The sequence below is a fragment of the Nostoc sp. ChiQUE02 genome (assembly GCF_034531305.2).
Taxonomy (GTDB): Bacteria; Cyanobacteriota; Cyanobacteriia; order Cyanobacteriales; family Nostocaceae; genus Nostoc.
The window spans coordinates 1-14,675 of record NZ_JAVRBN020000005.1 but is presented as its reverse complement, the minus strand read 5'-3'; the positions used below and the strand labels follow the sequence as shown (position 1 = coordinate 14,675).

Sequence of the window (14,675 nt, the reverse complement as noted above, 5' to 3'; positions counted from 1 at the left end):
CCACCCTGATTCTAAGCAAACTTAAGATTGCAGGCTTGCTGGCTCTACGGGTCTTACTACACTAACAGCATTGCTGCTGTAAGTCTTGGCTAGCCTAGTAACTGGGCTTGTGCCATCGTACCTTGCCTAATACAGTAGCTCTACCCTTTTTAATATCACTTGTGCAGCTGCTAGATTTCTGTCAGTCTGATACCGCCTTGAGAAAATTTATATTTTTGAGCAACTGAATTTAGATATCACCTTACTATAATTATTTTCTTATGCTATAGTCTATTTTTAGAGAAACCATGCGGATGTGGCGGAATTGGTATACGCGCACGCTTGAGGTGCGTGTGGCTTTGCCTTGGGAGTTCGAGTCTCCCCATCCGCATTTTTGATTGTTTAGTTATAGGGTCAATAGTCAAGGGTTAAAAAACCTTAGGCTATTGACCCTTAAATCTGAACATAGTTCTAATACTTCTTCAACACAACTTTACTAGGGCGTGTCATCAGTGGAGCCAAATCACGGTAGCAGCGAGGTAAATTGCACCGAGAAAGTTGAATTTGAGCTTGTCGTAACGTGTGGCGATGGCACGGTACTGCTTAAGTTTGGCTCATATGTTTTCAATTAAGTGACGGGCTTTGTACAAATAAGAGTCATAGTCGCGCTTAGTGGTGCGGTTACGCTTGGAGGGAATGACGGCAGTCTTGGCTTGTGCTTGGAGAACATCAATTACCCGTGCATCAGCATCGTATCCTTTGTCTGCTAACACAGTGTCAGTTTTCAGGTCAGGCAACAGCACATCTGCACCATCTAGATCACAGCCTTGTCCAGGTGTGAGGTGAAAGCTGACCGGATTCCCTAACGCATCTACCACCGCATGTATCTTGGTACTCAACCCACCTTTGCTACGTCCAATTGCTTCGGTGTTTGCATCCCCCCTTTTACACCCGCACTGTGTTGATGGGCGCGGACAATCGTGGAATCAATCATTGCGTACTCATTGTCTGCCTCTTGGGCTAACGCCTCAAATACCCGTTGCCACACCCCAGTTTTGCTCCATCGACTGAAACGAGTGTGTACGACTCGGAAGTCCCCAAACCTGTCGGGTAAGTCCCGCCAAGGGATGCCGGCTCGATAGCGGTACAACACCGCTTCCACGAACAGCCTATTGTCCTTGGCTGTCCCACCGACATAACCGTCTCGTCCTGGTAACAGGCCTTTGATCCTTTCCCACTGGTCATCCCTTAGAGCATAACGACGGCAAGTCATGGCGAGCAAATCCTTGTAGCTTGGTCATTTCTACTTTATCTTCCTTTACATCAACTGATGACACGCCCTAAGTAAATGAGTTTTTAGTAAGGACTTTAACTCTTACTAAGTACAGACTATCTGACAAAACTAAAAAACCTTTCCCTACTTCCTACACAGTAATGTTGGCTTGCCAAAGTACTAGTCTTTTATGCTTTTATAGAGATAGGTGAAGTTTTGTAAAAAGCATTGACTATTACTTTTACGCCGACAAACAACCTAACACTGCCACCAGCTTGGTATCGCCTCACTCCGATTTGGCAAGGAGGGGAGGAAACAATTCAACAAAGTTTACCTCACACTCAGTTAGCACCTGCTTGGCAGCTAATGCTTCTGGGTGACGGCTCCCCAACACGTCACTTAGAATTGCTCACAGGTGAGCCTGTAGAAGTAGATGTTATTGATATGTCATTGATTGGCATGGACTTAGATGGTGCTCCTGAGTTAATCCAAGCTGTCCCAGGCCCACGACTACGACGACAAGTGTGGCTGCGTACTACTTCTGGTCAGCGATTAGCCTATGCCACCTCATGGTGGGAAGCTAGTCATGTAGATGAGTATTTGCAAAACCGTTCATTACCAATTTGGGCGAGTTTAGCTCGTCTTCGCACAGAATTGTATCGGGATGTTCGAGGAATTTACTACGGTGACTCATTGGCCCTAGAGTCGGGTTTTAATGTAACTGGCCCTTTGTGGGGTCGCCACTACTTGTTTTGGCATCATGGACAGCCATTAACATTAATTTATGAAGTTTTTTCACCTTATTTAACCAAATATTTGGGGTCTATGCAGTTGAGTGCTGTTAATGCTCAAGCCTAGTATTAGGGACTTCCAACTAAAAAAATATCCTATTGGTGTGTAGGCAGGGGGGCAGGGAGCAGGGGGCAGGGGGAGAAAGAAGAATATTATCTGAGTAAATTGGATAATTTATTTTCTGGAAGTCCCTTATTTAAAAGTTTTTCCTCTTTTGCAATGCCCACCCTACGGTTATTGCAACTGGGGCTGATAAGTGTTATATGTAAGTATTTAATTTTTGATTTTTCAAAGAATTACCAGAATTTTCTCTGTAAAAGCAACATTAATTTTGTATCATTTTGATGAAAATATCAAAAATGAGAATTCAGAATATATCTGACTTGGAAGATTGGTAATCAATGCGAAATCCCGATTACTGAATTGATCTTGGTTAGATAAAGTCAATACAACATATGGAAGTTATGTAAATAGAAGGTAGTGTGGGTTGCTGATGACTTGCAGCAATGCCCAAGTTAGTTATATCCTCGAAGTGCTTGAAATGACAGATTTAACTCTTGGAGACTTTTTGCAAAGGCAACCATCAAAAGGAAGTGTCCTGCGAAATTAAACAAAGCGTGTTAAAAAAGATAACTAACCACGAAAACACGCTTTTGAAACAGTAGAGAAGGTTGATTACGGAAATATCATCAATGTCTAGGATGGAGAAATTTATGCACTTAGCTGCCCTAGATAACGAGAAACTTTTTTGGTTGACTTAAGCAATCAAGCAAGTAATGAGTTTGCAAGTATGAGGTATAGGTTTCAATGGCACTGCCTCTTGTGTCTGTTCCGATGAAGAAAAATAAGAAACCGTCTCTGGTGCTGACGCTCTCGGCTGCTGGGCTATTGATTGGTGCGGGGAGTGCAGCATACTGGTTGTTAGCTCAGAGACAACTATCTTCTAGCGATTTGCTAGTAGGGGCAAATATTATTCCTGGTGATGCTCTGTTTGCAGTTTCTCTGACAACAGATCCTCAACAGTGGCAGAAATTGCGGGAGTTTGGGACAAAAAATACCCAAGCAGAACTGGACAAAAATTTAGTCCAGTTACGCGATCGCTTTCTGACTAATAATGGTTACGACTTCCAGAAAGACATCGCTCCTTGGGTAGGCGATGACGTGACGATCGCAATTCTTGCGCCAGCAACAGGGAATAAACCTGCACCTAAACCAGTTACCACCAATGAAAATGCTGCTAGCGATCAGCAGTCGATGGTAATGGTATTGCCAGTGAAAAATCCTGAAATCGCCAAAAGCATTTTGGCACAACCAAAAACCCTTAAACAAGGCAAATGGATTGACCGTACTTATCAAGGGATCGCCATTAAACAAAGTGAGGGAAAAGCAGGAGAAAACTTCTCAGCGGCATTACTAGATGAGCGTTTTTTAGTCATAACTGATAGTCCCAAAGCTACAGAACGAGCGATCGACGCCTACAAAAATAAAACATCTCTAGCGACAACAGGGGGCTTTGCTGAGAATTTTCCAAAAATTGCCAATTACCAACCCTTTGCTCAGTTTTATGTAAATGTGCCAACAGCAGCTAAAATAGCCGCAGCTTCTCCAAATCGCCCTTTACCTGCTCAAGTTTTGGCTCAACTGCAAAATAACCAAGGTTTAGCGGGGACAATGACCTTAGAGTCAGAAGGAATTCGCTTCAAGGGCGTTTCTTGGTTAAACCCTAATAGTCAACGTGTGCTGGTGGTGGAAAACAAAGCTGGAAAAATGCAAAGCCGCGTACCAGCAGAAACCTTAATGATGCTTGCTGGCGGTAACTTACAGAGGTTATGGAGAGACTATGTTTTAACATCTCAGGGAAATCCTCTATCACCGATCGCACCAGAACAGATCAGAGGTGGTATAAAATCGCTTACCGATCTCGATTTAGAGAAAGATTTGCTTAGTTGGATGAAAGGCGAGTTTTCGTTATCAGTGATTCCTGCTACTCCAAAAGAAGGTTCACCAAATGATTTTCGTGCGGGTTTGCTGTTCATGGTACAGACAAGCGATACCTACGGGGGGCAAAGCCTACGCAAATCAGCTGAAGCATCCATCAGTCAACTGGATGAAGTAATGAAAAATCAATACCAATTCCAAGTGCTACCGGGGAAAGTCGCAGGTCAACCCGTTGTTAATTGGGTATCACCTTATGGCACCTTAACCGCCACCCACGGTTGGTTAGATGAAGATGTCGCCTTTTTGGTAGTGGGCGCTCCCATCACTGATAAAATTGTTCCCAAACCTAACTACCCACTAGGTGGCACTCTTCCCTTCCAACAAACAGTTCCTACAGAACCCAATCCGACAAATGGTCAATTTTTCCTGGATGTGGAACGAACTGTGAAAAATTTCCCTTTACCAACTTTAATTCCCAATCAACAAACTTTGCTAGATGCAACGCGCTCAATTGGGATGACATCTGCTGTCAGCGACAGTCGTAGTAACCGCTACGACATTTTTATCGCACTCAAAAAAGTTAGGAACACGACTACCTTGCCTAGTCCAGAAAGTAATAAGAGCAACTCTGTTAGATAGGAGAGTGGGGCATTGAAAAGAGGCAAGGGAGCAGGGGGCAAGGGAGAAGAAATTTACCCTCTGCCCCTGTTCCCCGCCCTTCTGCCCCATTCCCTACTCCCTATTTCCTATTTCCCCTGTCTCATGACCCTTTAAACATATAGGATCAGAACAGTCAGAATCCATATTTTAAATTATCCACGGAGAGAACACTTTATGAATCTGGTTGTACTCCAGAACTGGCTGGACAATGCGTCCTTTGCCATATTATTCCTGACAATGCTGGTGTATTGGGGAGGAGCGGCTTTTCCGAATCTGCCTTATCTAGCCGCTTTGGGGACAGCTGGGATGGCGATCGCAAATTTGTGCATTGCTACTCTACTAGGGGCACGATGGATCGAAGCTGGTTACTTTCCCTTAAGTAATCTCTATGAATCTCTGTTTTTCTTAACTTGGGGAATTACTGCCGTCCATCTGATTGCGGAAAATAGTAGCCGTAGCCGCTTAGTAGGAGTTGCGACAGCTCCGGTGGCAATGGCGATCGCAGCTTTTGCTACCATGACACTACCATCCCAGATGCAAGCGTCAGAACCCTTAGTACCTGCCTTGAAGTCAAATTGGCTGATGATGCATGTCAGCGTCATGATGTTAAGTTATTCTGCTTTGATGGTGGGATCATTATTAGCGATCGCTTTCTTAATTGTCACTCGCGGTCAAAATATCCAACTACAAGGCAGTTCTGTTGGTACTGGTGGCTATCGTAGCAATGGCTACCGCTTGCACAAAGCCGCTGAACTAATTTCTCAACCATCAGCCCCTCCTGTGGAAAATAACGGCTTTGCCCGTTTTGAAAGCAGTAGCAACGGCAACGGTAACAGTAATACGGCTGTTTTGAATTTAGTAACTACCCCTGAATCTCAAGCCGTAGCATCTGCTGAACCTCTTTCACCCCAGCGCCTTAGCCTTGCCGAAACCCTCGACAACATTAGTTATCGCATCATCGGATTAGGATTTCCCCTACTGACAATTGGCATCATTGCCGGTGGCGTTTGGGCTAACGAAGCTTGGGGTTCCTACTGGAGTTGGGATCCCAAAGAAACTTGGGCATTAATCACCTGGTTAGTGTTTGCCGCCTACCTTCACGCCAGAATTACTCGCGGTTGGCAAGGGCGTCGTCCCGCAATTTTAGCCGCCACCGGCTTGCTTGTGGTTTGGGTTTGCTATCTCGGTGTAAATCTTTTGGGTAAAGGTTTGCATTCTTACGGTTGGTTTTTTTAAGAATCTCACTAAAACAGTACTGAGTATTGAGTATTTTACTTTTACTCATAACTCAGGACTTAGTAAAATTTTGCGTAAAACTATGGGGAGTTGAGTGTTTAAGTTGAAACACAGAGGAGGGCAGAGTTTTTCTTTGCCCCTACTCTTACGAGATCGCTAAGAGAGATTGCGCGAGACAAAAATTATTAGTAAATTTTTATTTAAGCGGCACTAAATCTATAGAATCACCATTTTATTTCGGATGAACTGTTATATCTCTGAAAATATAGATTTATTGACAGGAGATTTTTATGGAAGATGGATTCGAGAGACTAAACCATGATGAAGTTGTGTCTATAGAACCAGACACTTTTAATAAGTTAAATATTGCTAAAACTTTTAAAGTTCGTGATTTGATTACAGCAATTAAGGAATATGTTGGAGCAGAAGAAACAGATGAAGTAAATTTGTATACCCAAGGATTAAATTGTGAAGTTTTACAATTTAGTACTTTGGGGTGGAAAAAAGGAAAAGTGAGACTGGCTTTAGAATTTTGTCCTGATGAATCCGAGTCACCACTTGATGAAATTTTTCAAAAACTCAAACAAGTGGAAAACTAATACTCAATCAGCAAAAGAACCCCGCTTCTTTATGAAGTCGGGGTTCTGAGCTTCTCAATGTTTGCAAATAAAAAAGCAGTAGGGAGTGGCAAGACTCAAAATTATTTAACTGGCGCTCAACCAGGAGTATTGAAGTGGTAGTATGTTCAGGAATACCTGGCGCTAGATTACCAACAGAATTGTATAATGTCTCTTGCTCCTTGGCGAGGCGCGATCGCTCATGCACTCCATCGCAACCGCAGCCTTGTTTATGCCCGTTACCTGCAACTAGCAACGCTACAAGCAAATGGTCACCCCGCTAATCGTACCTTAGTTTTTCGCGGCTTTCTAGAAGAAACAAACCAGCTAAAATTTATCACCGATAACCGTAGCGCCAAAGCCGACCAGATACAGCAACAACCTTGGGCAGAAGTTTGCTGGTACTTCCCCAATACACGAGAACAATTCCGGATCGCTGGCTGTTTGACCCTGGTAAGCGGTGATGATTTTTACCAGGATTTACAGCCAGCGCGGATCGCTATGTGGCAAGAATTGAGTGATGCGGCGCGTTTACAGTTTGGTTGGCCGTATCCTGGTAAACCCAGAGTTCAGACCCCAGAAGCTTTTGCACTACCAGCACCCGAACCCATACAGCCAGTGCCTAATTTTTGTCTACTGCTACTCGATCCGGCGCAGGTAGACCACTTAGAATTACGCGGCGAACCACAAAATCGGTGGCTTTATCACCGTGACGAAAATCAAGAGTGGTCTTGTGAAGAAATTAATCCTTGAACAGCCTTTTCAAGTTAAAGAAGAATCTCGACAACTGTACCTTTTTGTACCCATTGATATAGTTCATGTACATCTTTGTTTTTCAGGGAAGGGCAACCCAAAGTCCAATTGTAGCGATCGCTAATCATGTTATCTCTGCCCGCAGGTACACCATGTATCCCAACTTCGCCGCCAATAGGAATATGCCAAGGTAGCTTACCGCTAGCTTTGTCCTGAAAATACTTTCGCCAAGATCGGGTATTGGGATAGTCAAGCCATAAGAAATTCGACCATTGCGGATGGGGATAAAGGTCTTTGATTTGCAGAATACCTAGAGTAAAGAGCCACTAATCACCACTAGAAGAATTATTAGTATCTTCTGACGATAAAAATGAGTTTTACTGAGTGGCTCTTTTGTCATTAACCTAGATTTGTCGCAGCTAAACAGAAATGCAGATTGCTTATTTAAATACCTGCACCATCTAGAAACTGTTGTATTGCCTTATCTTTAAGGCTGCATACAGGAGCATCTTGTGGTAAATCAGCTTGGTTAGAAGCTACACAACCTACCAACACAGGAGTTTTTGCAGAAGAGTTGGTGCGCTGAAGAGTTTGTATTTGTTCTTCCAACGCCTCAATTCGGTCTACTAAAGCCCGAATTACTTCAGCTTCCGAATCTGGTAAGTTATTATGTTCAAGAGGTGCAACCCTAACTCCAGAACGATACATGATGCGTCCAGGCACGCCTACCACAGTACAGTCTGAAGGCACATCTCTTAGAACAACAGAACCCGCACCAATACGGACATTATTGCCAATTTGGATATTGCCCAGTACCTTCGCTCCAGCTCCGACTACGACATTTTCACCCACAGTAGGATGGCGCTTGCCACATTCTTTACCAGTACCCCCAAGGGTGACACCTTGATAAATGAGGGCATAGTCTCCCACGATCGCAGTTTCACCAATTACTACACCCATCCCATGGTCAATAAACACACTTTGCCCAATTGCTGCACCAGGGTGGATTTCAATTCCGGTCAAAAACCGAGCCAAGTGAGAAATCAGGCGGGGAATAAAGGGAAGACCAACGCTATACAGCCAGTGAGCCAGCCTATGGAATAGCAGGGCTTGCAAACCAGGGTAACAAAATAAAACTTCCAACCAGTTACGGGCAGCTGGGTCACGTTCAAATATGATACGAAAGTCAGCACGCAGTGTAGATAGCACGAGATAGCACCCTCGGAAAGCACAACAAGCTACTCTCCCATATTATCCTCTCAAGTGTTACACCTAAAAATTGGTAATGGGGCATTGGGGATTAGGCATGGGACATGGGGCATTGGTTACACCCCATACTCCTGACTTCACTGCTGCTCCACTGTCAGAGTATAATCCCGCTTGACCCCAGGATTAAATGTACCTACCCAAATCCGATATGTGCCACTTTTCCAATTGCGATCGCTAACGCTAGCATCTTTACTTTTGCCAGTGTCATCACCGCAACGAATCGTAGTGTTATCTGGGCCTTGGATGAGTAAAGTGGTGTCGGTGTTGTTGCTATCGACTTGGATTGTTAGCTGGGAAAAGTCCTTGTCCAAAACCATAATATGATCGGGATTAGGATCGGCAAATCCAATACAGGCTTTTTGATCGCGATCGCGGTTAATTATGGCAGACAATGAGTAAGAACCACCAGTAAACCCCTGCACTGTTCCTTGTGCTGGATTAAAGTTTGTTGATAAGTTGAAACTGCCAAAATTTGCTGTCTCTGCTATTACAGGCGTAGCTGTGATGGCGGTAAGTATGGCCAACAGCCAACCACCGTGAAGAAGTCGGGGGCGACAGTATTTCATAGTAGCCCTCCAACAGGCTTTTCAATTAGTAATGATATATACATATTCTAAATAAAAAATTCCAGTGAAATTTCAGTTGGTTGTGCCACATTAAAATGTGCCACAAGTAATGGCTTGAAAAGCAGGCAGCTAATTGCTAGGTTGTTTCTTGGTCTAGACAGCAGCTACAATTCTCCAAGCGATAATTTAGATGTCATTACCTCTGTTGGACGCAGGATTTTCTCTTTTACAGAGAACCCTCGACGCGAGATATACTCACTAAATTAAAAAATACTTTTGTAGGTCTAGAAGCAAATTTAATAATTTCCTTAATGAAGATATGCGGTTCTCGGTTGAGTGAGGTACAAGAACCCCACTCCCAACCCCCTCTTCGCAAGCGAGGAGCTTGCTCTGATGTACCTCATGTGATTAGGAAACGCTATAATTAATAATCATTATTTTCAATATAATTTATAATTTTAATTCCTGAAATTGGGATGTTTAGACAAAGGATAACCTGTAATCAAAATGTGCTAATTTTAATAAGTGAACCCTAAATTACAAATATGAATAATAAATATTACACAATACTTACATAATAAGATTTACATAAATATTGCATGTCAATAAAAGGCAAAAGGCAAAATAAGTTTTTACCTTTTGCACTTTGAGCTTCTATGAAAATGTCACAAATTATGGAATTTGAAGAAAACGCCACCCTTAAGCGATCGCGTGTCAGTTCCATAACTACTGACTGTGAGCGATCGCAAGTTATTAAAAAACGGTTTCCCTAAGACTTCCACTAGTTTGAGAATCGGTACTTGTCGCTCTAACAAATTCTGGCTCTTTTTCCAGTCAAGATAGATATAGCCTTGGTTTGGTAGGGGAATTGCAGCGATACTATCTTGGAAATTGGGATTGTCAATTATGGAATTATCCTTCGTTGTAAGGATTTCATTCATCGTCTCTAAGTCAGAGGTGAAAATTTCGTAATTTCCTAAAGTTGTATGCAATCCTCGCACTTTTGTTTCAATGCTGAAAGATGCTCCCTCTTTGGCATCACTTTTTTTTGTCGCCGTAGTTAACTCTGTCCAAGCAGAGATTTTTTGCTTATCTATAATCAGGGGACTGATGCTGAGTCCGTTGGATGAAGCGATCGCATCCAAACGAGCAACGCCTTGTTCTACACTCTCGGATTTTTCCACCACAAAAATCCAATGGGGGGTTGTTTGTTCTTTATCAGGTAACAATGCTATGGCATATTCTCCCTGTACCCAGCTAAAAATATCTTCTGGCAAGTTTATGCCCCAGCGTTTTTGAACATCCGCTAAAGGTTTTGCTAAACGAGAAACCACATCTTCCTTAGAACCATATAGAGTTGCTGTTGCTTGTTTCCAGAGTTTAGCTAAATCACTGTCACCCAAATTGCTCAAATTCGAGCCGGAAATTGCTAAACTTGCTGATCCTGGAATATACTGCAATGCTCCTACAGGTTTAGATAACGGTGGAGATAGAGGGACAATTTCCGATGTAGTCAGAAATGTAGTTTCTGCTAGTAATCCTTTGGGGTTTAACGCTAGAGAAATGATTTCGCTGTCATAGGTTTGTTCTGGCAGCTCTAACCCTTGCCATTTTGCCACGATGGGAAGATTTAAGAAAGCTACAGCTAAACCCCCTTTGGGCAGTTCTTTACTAGCTTTTTGGTATTTGGGGGAGCTAGTCAAGTTCAGATCGGGCGCTTGGACATTATTAATAGCATCTCGCAGCACTTTAGGATCGTTGGCAAACAATACAAAGCCTTCGCCGACAACAGCACCTGCAAGCAAATCTTGTTCTGGTTGAGAATTGTCAGAAATCAGTTTTACGCCTTTATATTGTTCAACAGCTAAGTTTGCTCCAGCTAACGCTCGTTTGGAAAATAATAACTCGACAAACTCGTGGCTTTTCTCCGGTTGCTTGGTTGCTAGTGCCAACAAATACCCTGGCTGCTGTCCATTTTCTAAGTCCCGATCAATATCTAAGGTAGTGATAGCTAATGTAATTTCGTTCCCTAACCAGGGTTGAATATCTTGTTTGTAATCTATGCCACTCTTGGCAAATAAACTGGTTTTGAGTTTAGATAGTTCCTCTTCACGCTCCAATGCCTGCAAACGGTCAGGATTTGCCAGTAATGACACCATTACAGGGGAAAGTTTCGACACGAATATGGCTGCACCAGGCTGAGAGTTAGAAGCAATGAGATTAGCCGGACTTTTGGCAAAAAACCAGTAAAAGCCAGCGATCGCAATTACTAGTAGGGCGATCGCACCAGCTACGATAAAACCGATAAATGAACGTTGCCTATTCACATTAAACCTATTAAAAAAGACAATTTACAGCCATTTAAGCAGAAAGCCCAGCCTCTTGATGAAGAGGACGCAAACAGGGAGAGACACGGAGAATAAAAATATCACCATCTCACCATGTCCCCATATCCCCGTCTCCTCTTGAGAATGGATGCTCATGCCAAGGCAGAGATTTTCTGTCACCATAAAATAGTATTAGGACTGTTTACGAAAACCTCATGACAGGGAACTCATGAACCAAATTAGTGTAGAAGAACTGGCGCAACGTCTTTCTTCTAGTGATGCAAGTATTCAGCTAGTAGATGTGCGTGAACCACAAGAATTGGCGATCGCTAGCATTGAGGGCTTTGTCAACCTACCTTTAAGTCAATTTGCCGAATGGGGAGATCAAGTACCTACTCTCTTCAATCCCCAAGCTGAAACCCTTGTGTTATGCCACCACGGCATCCGTTCTGCCCAAATGTGCCAGTGGTTGATTGCTCAAGGGTTTACAAATGTGCAAAATATTTCGGGTGGTATTGATGCCTATTCCTTATTAGTAGACCCTTCAATTCCCCAGTATTAGCTTTTGCTCATATACCTCAGATGGAACTTACTCTTCCATCTGGCTTTTGCTATGCTAAAAACAGCAGTACATCGCTTTAGGGACTTGCTGAAAAGCTTAAAATTTGGTTATCAGGTACATCTGCACAAAACTTATCGACTGGTCCAAATCACAGTTCAGCATTAGACCTTGCAAAAAAATACGTATCTAATAATACTGTTGCAAGTGCAAGTTTGTGCAAAAATACGGTCATAAAGAAGCATAGTAAGGGTACATTAGAATTAGCAGCTTTTGCAAAAAAAGTTGAGCTACTATTTCAATCGCACTCTTAAAAACTGCCGTATGTATATAAACTTTAAAAATACTTATCATAATATAATTGTATAATTTGCTATCTTAATCAATTATTAATATTCTCTGTTTTCGATTAAATCCACAAATTTTTTCAGAGTTTGATTAAAATTTGCTTCAGCAAAACATACCTATGGAAGTTCAGCTAACAAATCGACAACAGCATATACTTTGGGCAACGGTACGTCACTACATTGCTACGGCAGAGCCTGTTGGTTCAAAGGCTTTGGTCGAAGAGTACGACCTGGGTGTAAGCTCGGCTACAATTCGTAATGTGATGGGCGTTTTAGAAAAGTCTGGATTACTCTACCAACCACACGCTTCTGCTGGACGTGTACCTTCAGATTCAGGCTATCGCATTTATGTTGATCAGCTAATTACACCTTCTCTGAGAGACGCTACGCGTAGCTCGCTTCCACGAAGTGGTACGGAAACTTTAGGGCGAGAAGTAGAGATGGCACTACAAAAGCGTCTCCAGTGGGAAGATTGGAGTTTAGAAACCCTACTGCAAGGAGCCGCGCAAATTTTAGCAACCTTGAGTGGTTGCATTAGCTTGATCACTATGCCGCAAACCACTACAGCGCTATTGCGACATCTGCAATTAGTGCAAATTGAAGCGGGGCGGATCATGCTGATTGTCGTGACTGATGGTTACGAGACACATTCCAAATTGATGGATTTGTCGCCAACACCAGAAGAAACACAACGGGATTCAGAGGTAATTGATCGCGAGTTGCAGATTGTTTCTAACTTTTTGAATAGTCACCTGCGGGGGCGAAGTCTGTTGGAATTAGCCTACCTCAACTGGAGCGAACTAGATCAGGAGTTCCAGCGCTACGGGGAATTCTTGAAAAACTCAGTTGCCGAATTGACTCGTCGCACTCTTGCACCGACTGCAACACAAATTATGGTTCGGGGTGTTTCAGAAGTTTTGCGCCAGCCGGAATTTTCCCAATTACAGCAAGTACAAACGATTATCCACCTGCTGGAAGAAGAACAAGACCAACTATGGCGATTAATATTTGAAGAACCAGAACCGGAGGATACTGGTAAACCAAAGGTAACGGTTCGCATTGGCGCAGAAAATCCATTAGAACCGATACGTACGTGCACCTTGATTTCTTCCAACTATCGCCGAGGTTCGATACCAGTAGGAAGTGTGGGGGTTTTGGGGCCAACGCGCCTAGATTATGAAAGTGCGATCGCAGTAGTAGCATCTGCTGCTGATTACCTCTCAGAAGCTTTCAGTTATTTCAATCCTTAAATCGTATCAGGTGATATTTAGGAACAAGCCGCTATGCCTCTAGGCGAGTGAACAATACCATAGCAAGCAGATAGCCAGATTTGTAGCGGCAAAATTAATAATTAATACTACTTAAATCTTTCATGCTTAGAAAAATTGCCTTTGGTCTACTGTGGCTAGGATTTGTTGTCTATGCTTTTTTCCTCGCGCCTCCCGATCAACCCGGTACGTTCGAGTTGATTAAAAAACTTTCTATCGGTCAGTGGCAAGGCGTTAACCCATTAGTCATAGCACTATTCAACCTCATGGGCATCTGGCCTCTTATTTATAGCGCAGTAGTTTTTATTGATGGTAGAGGACAAAAAATGCCTGCTTGGCTGTTTTCTACTGCTTCTTTGGCAGTTGGTGCTTTTGCTTTGTTGCCGTACTTAGCCCTACGAGAACCAAATAATCAGTTTATCGGTCAAAAGAATACCTTCCTCAAGCTGCTAGATTCTCGTGTGACTGGTTTAGTCTTAACGGTAGCCACGGTTATTCTAGTTACCTACGGTTTAAGAGGAGGAGATTGGGGCAGTTTTGTGCAAGAGTGGCAAACTAACCGCTTCATCAATGTGATGAGTTTAGATTTTTGCTTACTCTCCCTATTATTTCCCACATTAATGGGGGATGATATGGCACGTCGCGGTTGGCAAAAACCGCAGTTTTTCTGGTTAATAACCTTGATACCGCTATTCGGCCCATTGGTTTATTTATCCGTGCGTCCACCTTTGCCGGAAGTGGGTATAGACTCCATATCCAAGCAGCCAGCAACGAATTGAAGAATAAAGTGCATTTTTCACAATCCAAAATCGTTCGACTGAGCGTAGCCGAAGTCTAAAATCCAAAATGGTATTATCCAAAGTCCCCCTTGGACAAAGGTTTGGGGATTTTTTGTGGGTGCGTAAATCCCAAGAGAAAGTTTTTTCTGAAAGTACTTTACAAAACGCAATAAATTCTTTAAGATGTGTAACAGGTAGTCAAACCTACCTAAAATTCATCTGCAAATAATCGCATTTATAAAACAATGACAACAACCTTACAACGTCGCGAAAGCGCCAACGTATGGGATAGATTCTGTGAGTGGATCACCA

12 protein-coding genes, 1 tRNA gene and 1 pseudogene are annotated in these 14,675 nt (G+C 43.0%); 9 read left to right on the top strand and 5 right to left on the bottom strand.

Annotated elements, in window-relative coordinates:
• The first annotated feature begins 289 nt into the window (after window positions 1-289).
• Window positions 290-370, top strand: a tRNA-Leu gene (locus RM347_RS06690).
• Window positions 371-488: 118 nt separating this feature from the next.
• Here RM347_RS06690 and RM347_RS06685 read toward each other — a convergent pair.
• A pseudogene (locus RM347_RS06685) lies at window positions 489-1,252 on the bottom strand (IS5 family transposase).
• A 228-nt stretch (window positions 1,253-1,480) separates the two neighbouring features.
• Here RM347_RS06685 and RM347_RS06680 point away from each other — a divergent pair.
• The 5 genes from RM347_RS06680 (at window position 1,481) to RM347_RS06660 (ending at window position 7,248) form a co-directional block, all read left to right on the top strand.
• Window positions 1,481-2,110, top strand: coding sequence for a chorismate lyase (locus RM347_RS06680; protein ID WP_322721214.1), 630 nt, complete (start codon window positions 1,481-1,483; stop codon window positions 2,108-2,110).
• A 741-nt stretch (window positions 2,111-2,851) separates the two neighbouring features.
• Window positions 2,852-4,621, top strand: coding sequence for a DUF3352 domain-containing protein (locus tag RM347_RS06675; protein WP_322721215.1), 1,770 nt, complete (start codon window positions 2,852-2,854; stop codon window positions 4,619-4,621).
• Window positions 4,622-4,816: 195 nt separating this feature from the next.
• A complete protein-coding gene (gene ccsB / locus RM347_RS06670; RefSeq protein ID WP_322721216.1) occupies window positions 4,817-5,878 on the top strand; it encodes a c-type cytochrome biogenesis protein CcsB in 1,062 nt (353 codons plus the stop codon).
• 290 nt (window positions 5,879-6,168) lie between these two features.
• Window positions 6,169-6,477 (top strand): KGK domain-containing protein, encoded by a 309-nt coding sequence (locus tag RM347_RS06665; RefSeq protein WP_094350095.1) that lies wholly within the window; start codon window positions 6,169-6,171, stop codon window positions 6,475-6,477.
• Between the two features lie 186 nt (window positions 6,478-6,663).
• Window positions 6,664-7,248 (top strand): Npun_F5749 family FMN-dependent PPOX-type flavoprotein, encoded by a 585-nt coding sequence (locus RM347_RS06660; protein ID WP_322721217.1) that lies wholly within the window; start codon window positions 6,664-6,666, stop codon window positions 7,246-7,248.
• A 14-nt stretch (window positions 7,249-7,262) separates the two neighbouring features.
• Here RM347_RS06660 and RM347_RS06655 read toward each other — a convergent pair whose 3' ends face one another.
• The 4 genes from RM347_RS06655 to RM347_RS06640 form a co-directional block, all read right to left on the bottom strand.
• A complete protein-coding gene (locus RM347_RS06655) occupies window positions 7,263-7,547 on the bottom strand; it encodes a L,D-transpeptidase family protein (RefSeq protein WP_428850527.1) in 285 nt (94 codons plus the stop codon).
• Window positions 7,548-7,692: 145 nt separating this feature from the next.
• Window positions 7,693-8,457, bottom strand: a complete 765-nt coding sequence (gene cysE / locus RM347_RS06650) for a serine O-acetyltransferase (RefSeq protein WP_322721218.1) — start codon at window positions 8,455-8,457, stop codon at window positions 7,693-7,695.
• A 137-nt stretch (window positions 8,458-8,594) separates the two neighbouring features.
• Window positions 8,595-9,083: a hypothetical protein gene (locus tag RM347_RS06645; RefSeq protein WP_322721219.1), complete on the bottom strand. Its 489-nt coding sequence runs from the start codon at window positions 9,081-9,083 to the stop codon at window positions 8,595-8,597.
• A 665-nt stretch (window positions 9,084-9,748) separates the two neighbouring features.
• A complete protein-coding gene (locus RM347_RS06640) occupies window positions 9,749-11,410 on the bottom strand; it encodes a DUF3352 domain-containing protein (RefSeq protein WP_322721220.1) in 1,662 nt (553 codons plus the stop codon).
• Window positions 11,411-11,639: 229 nt separating this feature from the next.
• On the opposite strand from RM347_RS06640, the gene RM347_RS06635 reads away from it, so the two are divergent.
• From RM347_RS06635 to RM347_RS06625, 3 genes are all read left to right on the top strand, one after another.
• Window positions 11,640-11,972: a rhodanese-like domain-containing protein gene (locus RM347_RS06635; protein WP_322721221.1), complete on the top strand. Its 333-nt coding sequence runs from the start codon at window positions 11,640-11,642 to the stop codon at window positions 11,970-11,972.
• Between the two features lie 463 nt (window positions 11,973-12,435).
• On the top strand, window positions 12,436-13,566 hold the full coding sequence (gene hrcA, locus RM347_RS06630) for a heat-inducible transcriptional repressor HrcA (protein WP_322721222.1): 1,131 nt from the start codon (window positions 12,436-12,438) through the stop codon (window positions 13,564-13,566).
• A gap of 122 nt (window positions 13,567-13,688) precedes the next feature.
• The gene (locus RM347_RS06625; protein ID WP_322721223.1) at window positions 13,689-14,363 is read left to right on the top strand and encodes a DUF2834 domain-containing protein; all 675 of its coding nucleotides are present in this window, start codon (window positions 13,689-13,691) and stop codon (window positions 14,361-14,363) included.
• The last annotated feature ends 312 nt before the right edge of the window (window positions 14,364-14,675 follow it).